Source organism: Streptomyces sp. H39-S7 (assembly GCF_027158205.1).
Lineage (GTDB): Bacteria > Actinomycetota > Actinomycetes > Streptomycetales > Streptomycetaceae > Actinacidiphila.
Genome location: NZ_JAPVLU010000025.1, coordinates 71,685 through 88,076 on the forward strand (window position 1 = coordinate 71,685; position 16,392 = coordinate 88,076).

The 16,392-nt window shown below is 68.2% G+C and carries 11 protein-coding genes, 1 pseudogene and 1 riboswitch; of the genes and pseudogenes, 6 read left to right on the forward strand and 6 right to left on the reverse strand.

Going from position 1 to position 16,392, the window contains the following annotated elements; genetic code table 11:
• Positions 1-60: 60 nt before the first annotated feature.
• Positions 61-1,461: a YibE/F family protein gene (locus O3X23_RS24085; protein WP_269273577.1), complete on the reverse strand. Its 1,401-nt coding sequence runs from the start codon at positions 1,459-1,461 to the stop codon at positions 61-63.
• Between the two features lie 61 nt (positions 1,462-1,522).
• Positions 1,523-1,635, forward strand: a riboswitch (TPP riboswitch).
• On the opposite strand from O3X23_RS24085, the gene thiC reads away from it, so the two are divergent.
• From thiC to O3X23_RS44245, 4 genes and pseudogenes are all read left to right on the forward strand, one after another.
• Positions 1,629-3,479 carry a phosphomethylpyrimidine synthase ThiC gene (gene thiC, locus O3X23_RS24090; protein ID WP_269273578.1) on the forward strand — a complete coding sequence of 617 codons (1,851 nt, stop codon included), beginning with the start codon at positions 1,629-1,631 and terminating at the stop codon, positions 3,477-3,479. It overlaps the preceding riboswitch by 7 nt.
• 110 nt (positions 3,480-3,589) lie before the next feature.
• Positions 3,590-4,438, forward strand: a complete 849-nt coding sequence (locus tag O3X23_RS24095) for a hypothetical protein (protein ID WP_269273637.1) — start codon at positions 3,590-3,592, stop codon at positions 4,436-4,438.
• Between the two features lie 276 nt (positions 4,439-4,714).
• A complete protein-coding gene (locus tag O3X23_RS24100; RefSeq protein ID WP_269273579.1) occupies positions 4,715-6,016 on the forward strand; it encodes a hypothetical protein in 1,302 nt (433 codons plus the stop codon).
• A 33-nt stretch (positions 6,017-6,049) separates the two neighbouring features.
• Positions 6,050-6,124, forward strand: a pseudogene (locus O3X23_RS44245) (thiamine biosynthesis protein ThiC); the annotation flags it as partial.
• A 122-nt stretch (positions 6,125-6,246) separates the two neighbouring features.
• Here O3X23_RS44245 and O3X23_RS24105 read toward each other — a convergent pair.
• The 5 genes from O3X23_RS24105 to O3X23_RS24125 form a co-directional block, all read right to left on the reverse strand.
• The gene (locus tag O3X23_RS24105; RefSeq protein WP_269273580.1) at positions 6,247-7,701 is read right to left on the reverse strand and encodes an amino acid permease; all 1,455 of its coding nucleotides are present in this window, start codon (positions 7,699-7,701) and stop codon (positions 6,247-6,249) included.
• 157 nt (positions 7,702-7,858) lie between these two features.
• A complete protein-coding gene (locus O3X23_RS24110; RefSeq protein WP_269273581.1) occupies positions 7,859-8,815 on the reverse strand; it encodes a hypothetical protein in 957 nt (318 codons plus the stop codon).
• A 713-nt stretch (positions 8,816-9,528) separates the two neighbouring features.
• Positions 9,529-10,428 (reverse strand): hypothetical protein, encoded by a 900-nt coding sequence (locus O3X23_RS24115; RefSeq protein WP_331283942.1) that lies wholly within the window; start codon positions 10,426-10,428, stop codon positions 9,529-9,531.
• Between the two features lie 146 nt (positions 10,429-10,574).
• On the reverse strand, positions 10,575-11,846 hold the full coding sequence (locus O3X23_RS24120; RefSeq protein WP_269273583.1) for a metallophosphoesterase: 1,272 nt from the start codon (positions 11,844-11,846) through the stop codon (positions 10,575-10,577).
• Positions 11,847-12,135: 289 nt separating this feature from the next.
• On the reverse strand, positions 12,136-13,236 hold the full coding sequence (locus O3X23_RS24125; RefSeq protein ID WP_269273584.1) for a LacI family DNA-binding transcriptional regulator: 1,101 nt from the start codon (positions 13,234-13,236) through the stop codon (positions 12,136-12,138).
• A 293-nt stretch (positions 13,237-13,529) separates the two neighbouring features.
• On the opposite strand from O3X23_RS24125, the gene hisC reads away from it, so the two are divergent.
• A complete protein-coding gene (hisC, locus tag O3X23_RS24130; RefSeq protein ID WP_269273585.1) occupies positions 13,530-14,603 on the forward strand; it encodes a histidinol-phosphate transaminase in 1,074 nt (357 codons plus the stop codon).
• Positions 14,604-14,883: 280 nt separating this feature from the next.
• The gene (locus tag O3X23_RS24135) at positions 14,884-16,392 is read left to right on the forward strand and encodes a cytochrome ubiquinol oxidase subunit I (RefSeq protein WP_269273586.1); all 1,509 of its coding nucleotides are present in this window, start codon (positions 14,884-14,886) and stop codon (positions 16,390-16,392) included.

Below are 16,392 nucleotides of genomic sequence, written 5' to 3' on the forward strand. Positions count from 1 at the left end.
GGGGGGGGGGGGGGCGGGGGGGCGCCCCCCCCCCCCCCGCCGCTGCCTCACCCGGCGCCGCTACTTCGCTCGGCGCCGGCGTCCGCCGCCGGTCCTCGCGGGGGGAACCTCCCCCGCCTTCGGCTTGCCCGCCCTCGTGCCTGCCCTCGTGTCGTGCCGGTCGTCGTGCCGGTCACTGTGCCGGTCGGCACTGACAACGAGCGCCGCCAGGAGGGTCGTCAGGGGAACCGACGCGACCAGGCCGATGCTGCCGACCAGCGTCCGTACGATCTCCTCCGCCACCAGCTCGCTCCCGGCGACCCGCAGCACCCCGCTGCGCGCCACCGAGAACAGCAGCAGGAGCGGCAGCGCCGCACCGGCGTACGCCATCACCAGGGTGTTGACCACGGACGCGATGTGGTCGCGGCCGATCCGCATGCCGGCCCCGTAGAGCTTGCGCCAACTCGCTCCGGGGTCGGCGTCCTTGAGCTCCCACACCGCCGCGGTCTGGGTGACCGTCACGTCGTCCAGGACGCCGAGCGAGCCGATGATGACGCCGGCCAGCAGCAGCCCCTTGATCTCGATGCCCGGGTAGAGGGCGTGGACCAGCCCGGTCTCGTCCGAGGTGTTGCCCGTCAGGTGCGCCCAGGAGATGAAGACCGAGCCGAGGATCCCGATCAGGAACAGCGAGCACAGGGTGCCGACCACGGCCACCGACGTACGGGCGTTGAGCCCGTGGCACATGTAGAGCGCGATCAGCATGATGGCGCTGCCGCCGATCACCGCCACCAGCAGCGGATTGTGGCCGTGCAGGATCGCCGGGAGGATGAACAGCGTCAGGATCGCGAAGCTGATGACCAGTGCGACCAGCGCCATCAGACCGCGCAGCCTGCCGACGGCGATCACCGCGAGCGCGAAGATCCCGGCCAGCAGGGCCAGCGGGAACCCGCGGTCGACGTCGGTCACCGCGTACTGCAGGTCCTTCGGGGCGTCGGGGGCGTACGCCACCACCACGCCCTGGCCCACCGTGTAGCGGCGGGTCTGGTCGGGGTGCACGATCTCGGTGAACGTCCGGCCCTTGTCCTTGCCCGTCGTGACCTCGATGGTCGCCTTGTCGCAGCTTTCCGGCGGAGCGGCGGCGCCGGGGGCCGAAGGCGCCGCCGCCGGCGGTGCGTTCGCCTCGGCGCAGGCGATGTCGTCGATCCGGGTGACCCGCGCCTGCTGCGTCTGCTGGTCGAACCCGACGCCGGTGTGCGCGTGCTGCGGAGCCCCGCCCGGCCACAGCACGATCAGCCCGGCGAGCACCGCCGCGGCGAACGGGACCAGGACCATCGTGACGACCTTGCGGAGGTGCTTCGAGACCGGCGGCACCGGGCCGTGGGAGTGCCCGTGGGAGTGCCCGTGGGAGTGGCCCTGGCTGGGCGGAGGGGGGTGCGGAAGGGGGCGCGGAGAGGCGTGCGGCGGTGTCTGGGGGGTGTCCACGGATCGATCATCGCAAGACCCCCTGGTGTGCGTTCCTGCGCAACCGCTACCGTGGGGGCACCTTTGCAATCGCGGGAGCTCGGAGCACCGGGCTGAGAGGGCGCTGAAGATCTGCGCCGACCGCTGAACCTGTTACCGGGTAATGCCGGCGTAGGGAGTTGGGTCTCATGACCACGCAGGATGCACGCATGCCTGTCTCCGTTCAGTCCGTTTCGACGGAAAGGCCCGTTTCGGTGGAGCCGTCCGCACAAGCGGCGAAGCCCGCCGCTCCGGGGAAGCGCGAGCCCGGCTGGCACAAGGGCTACCTGACCGGCAGCAGGCCGGACATCCAGGTCCCCGTGCGCCAGGTGCACCTCACCACCGGCCGCGACGTGACGCTGTACGACACGTCGGGGCCCTACACCGATCCCAGCGTCACCACCGACGTCCGCCGCGGCCTGGCGCCGCTGCGCGAGAACTGGATCATCGGTCGCGGCGACACCGAGGAGTACGCGGGCCGCCCGCACCGCCCCGAGGACGACGGGATCAAGCACACCTCCCCCCGCGGCGGTCTGCGCAACCTCGACGCGGTCTTCCCCGGCCGCCCCCGGGTGCCCCGCAGGGGGCGGGACGGGCAGGCGGTGACGCAGCTCGCGTACGCCCGCCGCGGCGACATCACCCCGGAGATGGAGTACATCGCGATCCGCGAGAACGTCTCCCCCGAGGTGGTGCGCGAGGAGATCGCGGCAGGCCGGGCCGTCATGCCGATGAACGTGAACCACCCCGAGATCGAACCGATGATCATCGGCAAGCGGTTCCTGGTGAAGGTCAACGCCAACATCGGCAACTCCGCGGTCACCTCCTCGATCGAGGAGGAGGTGGACAAGATGACGTGGGCCACCAAATGGGGCGCCGACACGGTCATGGACCTGTCCACCGGCCGCAACATCCACACCACCCGCGAATGGGTGCTGCGCAACTCCCCCGTACCGATCGGCACCGTCCCCCTCTACCAGGCGCTGGAGAAGGTCGACGGCAAGGCCGAGGAGCTGACCTGGGACGTCTACAGGGACACCGTCATCGAGCAGGCCGAGCAGGGCGTCGACTACATGACGGTCCACGCCGGCGTGCTGCTGCGGTACGTCCCGCTGACCGCCCGCCGCAAGACCGGCATCGTCTCGCGCGGCGGCTCGATCATGGCCGCGTGGTGCCTCGCGCACCACAAGGAGTCGTTCCTCTACGAGAACTTCGAGGAGCTCTGCGACATCCTCGCCTCCTACGACGTCACGTACTCGCTCGGCGACGGCCTGCGCCCCGGCTCGATCGCCGACGCCAACGACGAGGCGCAGTTCGCGGAGTTGCGGACGCTGGGCGAGCTGAACACCATCGCCAAGCGGCACAACGTGCAGACCATGATCGAGGGCCCCGGGCACGTCCCGATGCACAAGATCAAGGAGAACATCGACCTTCAGCAGGAGATCTGCGAGGAGGCGCCGTTCTACACGCTCGGCCCGCTCACCACCGACGTCGCCCCCGCCTACGACCACATCACGTCGGGCATCGGCGCCGCGATGATCGCCTGGTGGGGCACCGCGATGCTCTGCTACGTCACGCCCAAGGAGCACCTGGGCCTGCCCAACCGCGACGACGTCAAGACCGGCGTCATCACGTACAAGATCGCGGCGCACGCGGCGGACCTGGCCAAGGGCCACCCGGGGGCGCAGGACTGGGACGACGCGCTGTCCGACGCCCGCTTCGAGTTCCGCTGGGAGGACCAGTTCAACCTGGCGATGGACCCGGACACCGCCCGGGACTTCCACGACGAGACGCTGCCGGCCGACGGCGCCAAGACCGCGCACTTCTGCTCCATGTGCGGCCCCAAGTTCTGTTCCATGAAGATCAGTAGAAGCATCACAGAGCAGTTCGCCCCTGACCTGGCCTCTTCTGCTTCAGAGGAGGAGATCGAGGCAGGGATGCTGGAGAAGTCCAAGGAGTTCGCAGCCGCGGGTAACCGCGTCTACCTGCCACTGGCGGACTGAGGGAGCGCCCGGGCAGCTCCTGCATCGCAAGGAGCTGCCCGGTCCCCGCCTGCTGTCCCTGGAAAACCGTTTTGGTGGGTGATGGCGGGACTCGTACGGTCGTGGGCGTGATGAACATGGTCGGTGAGCCGCGCAGGCTCGGAGTTCCCGGAGCCGAGGCGAGGCTGCGGTTTGAGGCAGAGCTCCACGAACCGGGGTCAGCGCCACGGCGCAGACTGCTTGTGCTCGACGGGAAGCCCGCGTTCGAGCTCTCCTTGTGGTGTGGGACGTGCCAGTTCGTGTTCCAGCGGCTTGAGGGTGCCAACACGACGTTGTCGTTGGGGAGCATGCGGGAGCGCCTGGCCGGCCCGCTCTCCGAGTTGGACGACGGCATCCTGGACGCGTTCGGCTCCTTGCTGCCGGAGGGCGATTACCTTCCCCTGCTGCTCCGGGTGGAGCCACGGTTGGCCATGCCGGGGAAGGAAGGTGACTACTTCAGCGAGGAGCAGGTGGCCACCTGGGGATTCGATCAGTTCTGGGGCCTTCCGGAGCACCCGCGTACGCCGTACTACCGCACCTTCGAGACCGTGGTCGACGACAGCGCGCACCTCTTTGAGTTCGTCGTGCCGATGGTTCCTCCGTCCTGGAACGAACGAGAACGGGTGGCGGAGTACGTCGAGCTGATGGGCCAGGGGTCTGTGCCGACGGCCGTCGCGGTGTCGACCCTGGATCTGTGTCGGCCCGCGGTTTCGGCTGCCGAGTCGACCGACGAATACGAGCACTGGGGGTTGACGCACTTCCTGCTCGACGGCCATCACAAGCTGGAGGCGGCAGCATCGGCGGGACGTCCCGTGCAGCTTCTGTCGCTCCTGGCCTTGGGCGAGAGCCTGTCCGGGCCCAATGACCACCAAAGGCTGGCTGCCCTGCGCTCTCAGCCCGACCTGAGCCGGGGCGCTCGATCGCTGCCGCTCGCTGACTGACAAAGTCCCACCGTGGTACTCGCGGTGGCGGGCGGTGAGCGCACTCCGCGTTGCGCTGGTCCTGCTTCTTCCGAGTGCCGCGGGGGCCGCGTTCCCACCGGCCGTCCAACGTTCGGCGTTCGGCGGTTCGCGGCTCCTGGCACGTGTCGGAACGCCAGTGCGCCCGGACGTGACGGCCTGTATAAAGATCCGTTCCGAGTCGCCTCACGAGGGCGGCACAACGTTCGTTCAACAGGGTGGGGATCAAGGATGTTGCTGAGGAAAATTTGCAGATGGGTGACGGTTGCGACAGCGGCAGCCGCGCTCAGCCTCGGTGGGGCCACGGCCTCGCACGCTTCTGATCAGCTCGAGGTCCGCTACGCGGGAAGCGTGCCGGACGACTGCGGCACCTTGGAGATCAGCGCTCGATCCGGAGCTGACATCCAGAAGATCACGGCGCACCTGACCTTGTACGCCACCCAGTCAGAGGTGGCCGAAGTACGGTTCAAGGACCTCCGGCTCGTCTCCGGCACACCCCAGGACGGCGTCTGGCGCACCAAGAAGCCGCTGAAACTGGCAACGATCGGTAGCTATCGCGTCGACGTGGATGCGACGGACGCTGACGGCGATCATGTGCGTCGGCAGTCGGCCGGAGACCTCTCCTACTTCGTTGTCCCGCAGTTCGGGGCGTTGAGCGTCGACCGCAGTTCGATCGACCGTGAGCATCGTGATGTAGAGGTGAAGGGGACGCTGTATGGACGGTGGCCCACGCGTGAGGTGAAGCCCCTGTCGGCACGCAAGGTTGATATCGAAGTCGACTATTGGCCTCAGGTCACCGTGTCCACCGATGCGCACGGCCGCTTCCGCACCTCGGTGCGACTGGACAATGCCGCGCAGATCCAGGCCGTCTTCCGCATGGATGGCGGTACCCCAACCGTGTTGTACGGGAAGTCGGAGCCGGTGCAGATCGGCGTCGAACAGGTTCCCACGCGTTTCACCGCGACGGTCGACAAGACCGACATCGACTACGGCCAGTCCGTCAAACTGAACGTCGCTGTCGAGCAGAAGACTGCCGACGGATGGGTCCCGCTCGCAGGGAAGTCCGGCGGTGTCCTCTTCGGTGCCGATGACTACCAGACGGAGGAGGTGGGTGGGTTCACCACAGCCGAGGACGGCACCTTCACCGTGGACTACGCGCCGTGGCAGGCTGGGTACTTCCAGCTGGCGCTGAACACCAACGGCGACCCGTTCCTCCAGGCATCGACGGGCACGAGCACCATCGTGCGTGTACACAAGGCCTCGAAGTTCACGGCCTTCACCGCAGGGCGCTCAGGCACCGGTCAGGTCCACACCGAGGGACTCGTCGACTTCCCCGACGGGTCGAGCCCGAGCACGGTCCTCGTCGACATCCAGTATTCGCCCGACGGCACCGAATGGACGACTGTCGCCACGGACGAGGCGCTCTGGGAAGGCAGGGGCTACGCGTTCGCCGCAGATATCGAGCGGAGCACGGGCGGCTTCTACCGGGCGGTCTTCGCCGGAAGCGACGTCTTCCAGACGGCAACGTCGCAGAGCATGTACGTAGGGGCCTCGGTGTAGCACTGGTCCGCCGCGAAACAACCCCGGCAACACGTGGCCGGGATGCGGCAGAAGTCCGAGGAGTTCGCGGCCAGTGGGAACCGGGTCTACCTGCCGCTGGCGGACTGACCGCGGTGGGTCGCTGACCTCGTGGACGCGTGAGGTCCCGGTGGGAATCCATCCCACCGGGACCTCTGTACGGCACGAGCACCAGGGCGTTCGGGTGCTTCGGGTGATTGGTTACCGCCGGGTCAGATCAGGTCCATGGCGGCCACTTCGTCGGGGCGGCCGTAGCTGACCGGTCCCTGGAAGCGCTTCCGCGCGGTGGCGAACCACCAGACGGTGGCGATGAGCAGCACCACACCGAGCGCGATCGGGGCGTAGTTGAACGTGGTCGCGTTGATCGGGGAGCTCTGGGGCAGCATGAACAGCACGCTGCTGAGGGCGATCCAGGTCACGGCCACGATCCCGACGACCTTGCTGTAGCGCCCGAGGTGCCAGGGGCCGGGTACGAACTCGTCGCCCAGGCGCAGCCGCAGGAAGATGGGCACGGCGTAGGCGAGGAACAGCCCCACGACATTGACGCTCACGATGGCGGTGAACGCGGTGTGCGACCACCAGCCGGGGAGCACCAGCACGATGGAGCAGGCCGCCGCGAGCCATACCGCCTTGACGGGCGTACGGGTGCGCGGGGAAACCGAATGCCACCAACGCGAACCGGGCATGGCACCGTCACGGGAGAACGCGAAGATCTGCCGGGTATTGCTCGTCATGTTGGCCAGGCCGCAGAACAGCATGGCGCCGATCACGATCAGCAGCAGCAGTTTTGCGGTGCCCATGCCGAGTGCGTCGATGAGAATCTGCACCGGCGGCGCGGCGGAGCTCGCTTCGGCGGCGTAGTCGCGAATCGCGTACACCAGGGCGAGCATGAGAATGAGGCCGATGCCCGCCGAGTAGGCGATCGACCGCATGATGCCCTTGGGGGCGTTCACCGTTGCCTGCACGGTCTCTTCCGACATGTGGAAACTGCCGTCGAAGCCGGTGAAGGTCCAGCTCGTGACGAGCAGGCCGAGCATGGCGCCGTAAATCCCGTTGGAGAAACCGGTGTTGTTCTCGAAATGCGTGATGAAGGAGACCGACTGGTGGTGGTCGGGTATCACGGTCAGGCAGACGACGATCACGACCATGCCGATGAACAGCCACCACACGGAGATACGATTCAGCACCGCGATCAGCTGCACGGTGTAGGTGTTGGCGAGCGCCTGCAGCAGCAGGATCACCGCCGTGATGCCCACGGTGCGCTGCGCCGTCACTTCGTAATCGTTCCACTGCATCGCGATGAAGGCCTGGATGAACGTGGCGGCGGCGTAGCCGGTGGCAGCCGTCCCGCCCACCTGGCCGACGAAGTTCAGCCAGCCGGTGTACCAGGACCAGGCGCCGCGGTGCCGCTTGGCGAGCTTGCCCGCGGAGAAGTACAGCGCCCCGCTGGTCGGGTAGGCGGAGGCGATCTCTCCCATCGCGGCGCCGACGAACAGCACCATGACGGACACGCCTATCCAGCCGAATATGAGAATGCGCGGACCGCCGGCCGCCATACCGAAACCGAATGAGGAGAAGATCCCGGCGATGATGTTGATGATGGTGAAAGAAATCGCGAAATTGTCGAACGCGCGAAACCGCCGGGTCAGCTTCCGCGGATAACCCATGGCATGCAGCGTCGCGTCGTCGTCGAGAGTGGCGACGGGCGCTGGTGGACGAAGAGTTTTCGCGTGTGAAAGAGATCTGTGCTCGGTCACAACGACAGCCTTTCTGAGGGGGAGATGGCGGGGGGACTTCGTCGTGCGATGTGGGGCGGAATATGGCTCAGGCGGCGCTCGGAATCGGTAGTCCGCACTGCTTTCTGGCCCTGGTCAGTTGTTCCTCGGGTGCGCCGAACGCACTCCAGGGCATGCGGGACGCATACGGTCCCGTTGCCGTGAGGACCTCCCGGGCCTCGAATTCAAGTTTTCCCATCACCAGGGCGTGCGCCAGATAGGCCAGGTCGAGAACCGGGGTGAACCGGTACTTGGCCGTCTCGGGGAACCAATGGGTGTAGATCCCCATCGTGGTCGCTTTCCACTGCGGCTGTTCCCAGGTGCGGTCCGCCAGCAGGGCGGAGGGGTCGTAGTCCTCGACCAGCGCCACCAGCGGCAGCAGCCGCAGCGGCGAGGAGGTCGGTGCCCGGTGGCTGAGGAACGAGGCGACGTCCCACCTCGCGCTCGCCGACCCGCCGTTGCGGGTGAAGAAGAAGGCCAGGAACCGGTGGTGCGCCTCGCGGTGCCAGGGGTCGAGCCGGAGGATGTGGGCGAACAGGTACCAGGGACCGGTCGGCTCGGTCAGCAGCCCGCGCGGGGCGGGGTCGCGGGGCCGCTGGAGCCGGGTCAGCGCGAGTTGGGTCACCCAGGGGGTGGGGTCGGTGGGGAGCAGTTCCGAGGCCCGTTCGCACGCGCCCTGCGCTATGCGGAGCAGTGCGCCCTCGCGGAGATCGCCGGCGTCGGCCATCCGTAACGCGCGGAGCATCGCCACCCGCGCCCACAGCAGCGCGGACTCGGCGCTGGGTTCCTCGGCCAACCAGCGTTCTGCCAGGTCGGAGTCTGCTGCCTCGGAGGCGAGTACGAGGGACCGGTGGGCCCGCACTTCGAAATCCCCTCGGGTCTCCTTCAGGATCTCGCTTGCGCTCAGGTACCGCCCGGCCTTCACATCCATGCACGCTCGCGCCAGCTGACGATCATCGGCCGCCGGATGCCACACGTACTGCCCCTCGAACGTGCCAGCAGCCACTATCCCTCTCCAGATCCCACAGACGACACCACGCGCACCCGCACATTCCGGTCAAGCTGAATTCAGCCGGACCCTCTGTAATGAGCCACGCACCTTCCGTAGATCCATCCGTGGCGGGTCACACCCTACTCATCATCAACTCGTATAGAAACCAGTCGTCCGGAGCAAGTGCTTCCATGCCAATTGCCCCCTCTGGCAATGGAGTCGGGGTTGATCCACGCGGTGGGTCTCCGGGCGTCCGAGCTGCCGGGCATTAGGGCGAAGACTATGCATCTGGCATATGCGCGACCTCGTGCGAATGTCGCTCCATCCGGCTCCCGATGGTTGCGATCGAGGCAGCCGCACGGCGCTGACCTGCGGCCCGGTGGACGATTCCACTGGGAGCGCGCCCATGGCGATCCCGCTCGAAGGCGAAAGTGTCCACGGATTGGACAATGAGCGCCGGGCACCGCTCTGCGTTTACATTTCAACTAGTCGGGCGTGAAGTCGCGCCTTTGCCGCGCGACTTGGCGTCGCTTCCGCTGTCCGCGTAGCCGGGGAGGCCGCCCGGGCCGGCGGCCCGGCACCGTCGACACCGGGGTGAGCCGGGGTACGTCGGGCCGCGTCCGGTGCCCGACGTAGGCGGCGTCGTGCGCCACGGAGGGTCGGATGGCCACAAATTCGGCCTATAGGTGCGGACTTCATCATTCCGCCCATATCCACAACAGGGTGCGCTATCGCGAACCCTCGTCCGGGCCCGTGAAGTCGGGGCTCGAAAAGTCCGGGCTGGAGAAATCGGGGCTGGAGAATCGGTGGCCCGGTCCTGGGGATTCCTCCGGGCCGGGACTGCTGAAGTCCGGCCTTGAATAGCCGAGTCGGGGCATTCGTGAGGGCTGGGTGCCGTTGGAGCGTGGAGGCTCGAAGTCCGGATGGGGCGCCAGGGCGGCGTTCGTTCTGGCTTCGGCGAGGAAGGGCAGGACGCCGCGGTCGCGCAGGGCACGCCGCCACGCCTCACGGGCGGCGGCGACCTCCGGCGGCAGCGAGTCGGAGTCGTCGTCATGGATGGCGCCCGCGCTGTCGCGCAGGGCGGTGAGCAGCAGACCGACCATCCCGACCAGGATGCCGCAGGTGGTGACGCCCGCGAAGACCCAGCCGGCGGTGCGCAGCGGTGCCGCGATGGCGGGTTCCGGCGTCATCGCGTGCAGGACGTAGCCGATCAGCAGGAATATCAGCGCGGCGGTGCCCGCCAGGAGGGGCGTCAACACGGCGACCACGGCGAAGAGTCCGGCGCCGGAGCCGGCGGAGTCGGCCACGCCCATGGCGGCGTAGCTGAAGGCCCGGTTGTCGTCGGCGGTCACGGGATCCGTCCGACGGAGGATGGCGGACTCCTCCAGGGCCTCGCGAATCTGCTCGCGGACTTTCAGGTACTGCTGGTATTCCGGTGCCGCGCAGGCGGAGATGGCCTCCGCGGCGCTCAGCGCCGCGGTGCGGAGCTGCTCGGTGTTGAGCATGCCGTCATGCCCACCGTGCCCGCTGTGTTCGTCGTGCCCGGTGTCCGTGGTGTGGAGTGCGTCGTCGAGGACTCGTTCGAAGTCCGGGCGGTCTTCGTTGAGCAGGTGTGGAGCGCTGTTCATGTGCATCCCCCGATGCTCCGTCTCCGGCCTCCCCGCTGTCTGAAGCCGGTCGGCCGGTGAAGCGGAGGAGAGCGTGCCTTACGGATACTGCGATGGTAGAGCGCGGAGGTGAGAGGGTGACAGAGTGCTTCCCGGAAATCTGGCGGTCAGGAAAGCAGCGGGAGTTCGGCGACGAGTAGGCGACCATCCATCGTGACGCCACCGTCCATTGCCAAAGCCAAGTTATCGGCATATGCCATGGGGCCATTGACGACCGGGGTGCGTTCCTCTCCGTCCGCGGTGTATTCGCCGCCGACCTCGCCGAGCAGGTACGGGATGGGGCTGTGGCCGTGGACGACCTGCCGGCCGCCGTAGGTGTCGAGCAGTTCACGGGCGGCCTGCGGGCCGTTGTCGCCGCGGAAGGCGAAGCGCTTGGTGAGCTTGCGGAACAGGTCCCAGCACTCGTCCGCGTCACCGCGCTGGAGAATGCCGGTGACGGCGTCGTTCATCGCGTCGATGGTGGTGCCGTAGTCGAGGTACGCGGTGGTGTCGGAGTGCACCAGCAGATGACCGTCGGTCAGGTGCGCGGCGTCGAGCCGGGACATCCACGTCAGGTGGCGGTCCTCCAGCCGGTCCATGTCGGAGGGCTGACCTCCGTTGAGCCGCCAGGCGGCGAGGAACGAGGCTGTGCCGCCGGTGGAGTTGACGGGGGTGTCGCCGAAACGGTGGGCGCCGAGCAGCAGCAGCTCGTGGTTGCCCATGATGGCCTTGGCGTAGCCGCCCGCGGCGGCCGCCTCGGCGGAGAGCTGCATGACGAGCTCGATGACGCCGATGCCGTCAGGACCGCGATCGGTGAAGTCACCGAGGAACCACAGCCGGGCGGTGCCCGCCGACCAGTGGCCTTCGGCGTCGATGAGGCCCTGGGCGTGGAGTGCCGCCCGCAGCTCGTCGATGTACCCGTGGACGTCGCCGACGACGTAGAGCGGGCCGGGCCGGTCCGCGTCGACGGGAGCTATCACCGGGAGGTCGTGGGCGGTGGGGGTGTACTCCTCCGGCACCAGGCGGGTGTCGAGCTGGGTCGCCTCGTACCCGGCAGGGGGCGCGGCGGCGGGAGGCTGGGCCGGGGCCGTCGGCGCGGCGAGGACAGCGGGCGCGAACGCCGGGCCGTCCTGACCGGGCGCGACAGCGCCATCGGCCACGCCGGTCGCTCCGGTCACTCCGAAAGCGTCTGGTGTGCCTGGCGCACCGGGAGCGCCGAAGGCGCCGGAAGCTCCGGCGAATCCGTACGACCCGCTGCCGGGCGCGGCTGCGTGACCGGTCTCCCGTCCGCCTTCCGGTCCGGCCTCAGGACCCGCGTCCGGACCTGCCGGACGCCAGCTCACCATCGCCTTGAGCACGGGCCCGTGACCTGCCCCCTGTGTCATCGACCCCTCCACCATCGCGCCGCCATCCGCCCATCATAGGAATGACGCTGTCGTGGTGTGACATACCTGGGTACCGGGTTTTCGGCTGGTACCGACAAACACCCCCTAAATCGGCGTCCTGGGGCGGTCCGGCAGCCGATTCGGGTTCCGCTCGGAGTCCTGTGCCGACTCCTGAACGACTCCTGAACGGGTTCGCGCCCGCGGTCCGGTGCGGGCGGCCGCGCGGGGTTCCGGTTCCGGATCCCCGCGCGGGCCCTTCCGCGGCTCGCGTGCGCGGGTGCGCTTTCTGCCGACCGGTCCGGCCTCAGCTCCCGGCCGGACCGCGCGGGGGACTGACCGTGGTGCGGCTTGTGCGACGTTGAGAAGAGGTGCGGACGATGAGGTCGGTCTGCATGATCTGCTGCACGGGTTGGGTGGCCCCCACGCCCTCGATGGCATCGATGAGGAGCTGGACCACGGCGGTCCCGATCTTCCCCGGTTTGAGGGAGAGCGTGGTGATGGGGGGTTCAGTGCTCGCGTAGACGCTGCTCTCACTGCAGCAGACCAGCAGCAGATCGTCCGGCACCCGCAGCCCGTAGCGACGGGCGGCGGCCAGCAGGTCGGTGCCGTTGGGATCGAAGAGGCCGTAGACGGCGTCGGGCCGGTCCGGGCGGGCGAGCAGTCGGTCGGCGGCGACCGCGCCCGCACACGGGTCGTGGGCGGGGTAGGACTCGTAGACCGGCTCCTGGCCCACCTGCTCGCACCATTGCAGGTAAGCGGTGGTGGAGAGCCGGGTGTAGGTGTCGGTGCTGGTACCGGTGAGCAGGCCGATCCGGCGGGCTCCGGCGTCGGCGAGGTGGTCGAGGATGCCGAGGACGGCTTCCTCGTGATCGTTGTCGACCCAGGCATGGACGGGGAGGCTGCCGGCGGGCCGGCCGTCGCTGACCACCGGCACGCCCTGGCGGACGAGTTCCATGACGACGGGGTCGTGGTCGGAGGGGTCGATGACCACGGTGCCGTCGAGTGCGACGTTGCTCCACACGTCATGGCGCGAGGAGGCGGGCAGAATGACCAGGGCGTAGCCCCGGGCGAGGGCGGCCGAGGTCGCGGCTCTCGCCATTTCGGCGAAGTACGCGAACTCGGTGAACGTGAAGGGTTCTTCGCCGTACGTGGTGACCGTCAGGCCGATCAGGCCCGATCGGCCGGTGCGCAGTGTGCGGGCGGCCGCCGACGGGCGGTAACCCAGCCGTTCGGCGACCTCCCGGACATGGCGGCGGGTGGCGTCGGGCAGTCGGCCCTTGCCATTGAGTGCGTCGGAGACAGTCGTGATCGAGACACCGGCGGCGGCGGCGACATCTCTGATGCCTGCCCGCTCGAGCCGGCGTCCGATGGGCCGGCTCGCCTGGTGGTTCCCTGCTGCTGTCATGGCGACCCGATAGTAGGGCGGGGTTGGTCCGTCCGATGAGGCCCCGAAAGGGCATTCGGACAATACGTTTCTGCAAGATCAAAAGCGTCTTGTGGCGAGGAAAGTGCAGCTCATAAGCGCTTTCTCGGGCCAGCCCGCGGTGTCCTGAGGACGATCCTCCGTCCATTGGTTCGTATCCCTGGGACGTATCAACTCACTCCTACGAGGGATGCGCACTACCGCGCGCGCCACCCGCGCACGATGTGGCGCACGGCACTTTCCCACGCCCTCACGCCCCCTCGTATGGTGTGGTCATGACCCCGAAGCTGCGTGCGGAACTGGACGGCATCCCCACCTACAAACCCGGGCGACCCCCGGTGACGGACGAGGGTGCTCCGGCCTACAAGTTGTCCTCCAACGAGAACCCCTTCCCGCCGCTGCCCGGCGTGCTGGAGGCGGCCACCGCCGCCGCGGGTTCCTTCAACCGCTATCCCGACGCGGCGTGCACCGGGCTGACCGCCGAGCTGGCGCACCGCTTCGGTGTCCCGCAGACGCACATCGCGACCGGCACCGGCTCGGTCGGCGTCGCGCAGCAGCTGCTGCAGGCGACCTCGGGCCCGGGCGACGAGGTCATCTACGCCTGGCGCTCCTTCGAGGCGTACCCGATCATCACGCGGATCAGCGGCGCGACGCCGGTGGAAGTGCCCCTCACCCGCGGCGAGGAGCACGACCTGGACGCGATGGCCGCCGCCATCACCGACCGGACGCGACTGATCTTCGTCTGCAACCCCAACAACCCCACGGGCACCGTCGTCCGCCGTGCGGCGCTGGAGCGCTTCCTCGACCGGGTGCCGTCCGACGTGCTCGTGGTCCTGGACGAGGCGTACCGGGAGTTCATCCGGGACGCCGAGGTGCCGGACGGCGTCGAGATCTACCGCGACCGCCCGAACGTGGCGGTGCTGCGCACCTTCTCCAAGGCGTACGGCCTGGCCGGTCTGCGGGTGGGCTTCGCCATCGCGCACGAGCCGGTCGCCGCCGCGCTGCGCAAGACCGCGATGCCGTTCGGTGTGAGCCAGCTCGCGCAGGACGCGGCGGTCGCCTCGCTGCGCTCCGAGGAGGCACTGCTGGAGCGGGTGGCCGGCCTGGTCACCGAGCGGGACCGGGTTGTCGGGGCGCTGGCCGCGCAGGGCTGGACGCTCGCGGAGACGCAGGCGAACTTCGTCTGGCTGCGGCTGGGGGAGCGCACCCTGGACTTCGCGGCCGCGTGCGAGCGGGTCGGCGTGTCGGTACGTCCGTTCGCGGGCGAGGGCGTGCGGATCACCATCGGCGAGACCGCGGCCAACGACCTGCTGCTCGACACGGCGGAGGAGTTCCGCAAGGCGCTGTAGCCGACGCCCGGACCCAACGCGGACGTGCCCGGACCGTACGCGGACGTGCCCGGACGGTCCGCGGACGTGCCCGGACCGCACGCGGACCGGCGTCCTGAACACGTCCTGAACAGCCCGCGGGTTTTCTGCCACCTGCCGATTTCGCCCCCTTCCACCCCCCGGTGGGAGGGGGCGAACAGGTGTGCGCGATACTTAGCTTGTGAATGCGTTCACTTTCACAAGCGAACGCGTACGGGCGAGAACGCCCGGGTTTGGACAGGTACAGGTAAGGAGTCGTGAGGTGCAGCTCTCGCTGGAAACCGTCGACGTCGCGCGATGGCAGTTCGGCATCACCACCGTCTACCACTTCCTCTTCGTCCCGCTGACGATCAGCCTCTCCGCGCTGACCGCCGTCCTGCAGACCGCATGGGTACGGTCCAAGAACGAGAAGTACCTCAGGGCCACCAAGTTCTGGGGCAAGCTCTTCTTGATCAACATAGCCATGGGCGTGGCGACCGGGATCGTGCAGGAATTCCAGTTCGGGATGAACTGGTCGGACTACTCTCGCTTCGTCGGGGACATCTTCGGGGCCCCGCTCGCCTTCGAAGCGCTGATCGCGTTCTTCTTCGAGTCCACGTTCATCGGGCTGTGGATCTTCGGCTGGGACAAGCTGCCGCAGCGCATCCACCTCGCCTGCATCTGGATCGTCTCGATCGGCACGATCCTGTCCTCGTACTTCATCCTGGCCGCGAACTCCTGGATGCAGCACCCGGTCGGCTACACCTACGACAAGGTGACCGGCCGCGCCGAGCTCACCGACTTCTGGGCGGTCATCAGCCAGGAGACCACCCTGGTCGTGGTCTTCCACACCATCACCGCGGCCTTCCTCACCGGCGCCGCATTCATGATCGGCATCTCCGCCTACCACCTGGCGCGCAAGAAGCACATCGCCGTGATGCGCACCTCGCTGCGGCTCGGCCTGGCCGTCGCCGTCGTCGCGGGGCTGCTCACCGCGATCAGCGGTGACTCGCTCGGCAAGGTCATGTTCAAGCAGCAGCCGATGAAGATGGCCGCGGCCGAGGCTCTGTGGGACGGCGAGGGGCCGGCGCCCTTCTCGATCTTCGCCGTCGGCGATGTCGACAAGGGCCACAACAAGGTCGCCGTCGAGGTCCCCGGGATCCTGTCCTTCCTCGCCGACGGCAACTTCTCCTCGTACGTGCCCGGCATCAACGACATCAACAGGGCCGAGCAGCAGAAGTACGGCCCCGGCGACTACCGGCCGAACATCCCCACCGCCTACTGGGGCTTCCGCTGGATGATCGGCTTCGGGATGACGTCCTTCACGGTCGGCCTGGCAGGGCTGTGGCTCACCCGTCGCAAGCTCTGGGTCGCCGAGGAGCACCGCACCGGCGAGGACGAGGCGCCGAAGCTGATGCTCACCCGGAACTGGCTGCTCAACGACAAGTTCACCGCCTGGTACTGGCGGATCGCGCTGTGGACGATGGTCTTCCCGCTGCTGGCCAACTCGTGGGGCTGGATCTTCACCGAGACCGGCCGCCAGCCCTGGGCCGTCTACGGGCTGCTCCGCACCTCCGACGCGGTCTCCCCCAACGTCTCGACCGCCGAGGTCTTCACCTCACTGATCGCCTTCACCCTGCTCTACGCGGTGCTCGCGGTCGTCGAGGTCAAGCTGCTGCTGAAGTACGCCAAGGCAGGACCGCCGGAGCTGACCGAGTCCGATCGGAACCCGCCCACGAAGATCGGTGGCGACCCCACCGACGCCGACCGGCCCATGGCCTTCTCGTACTGA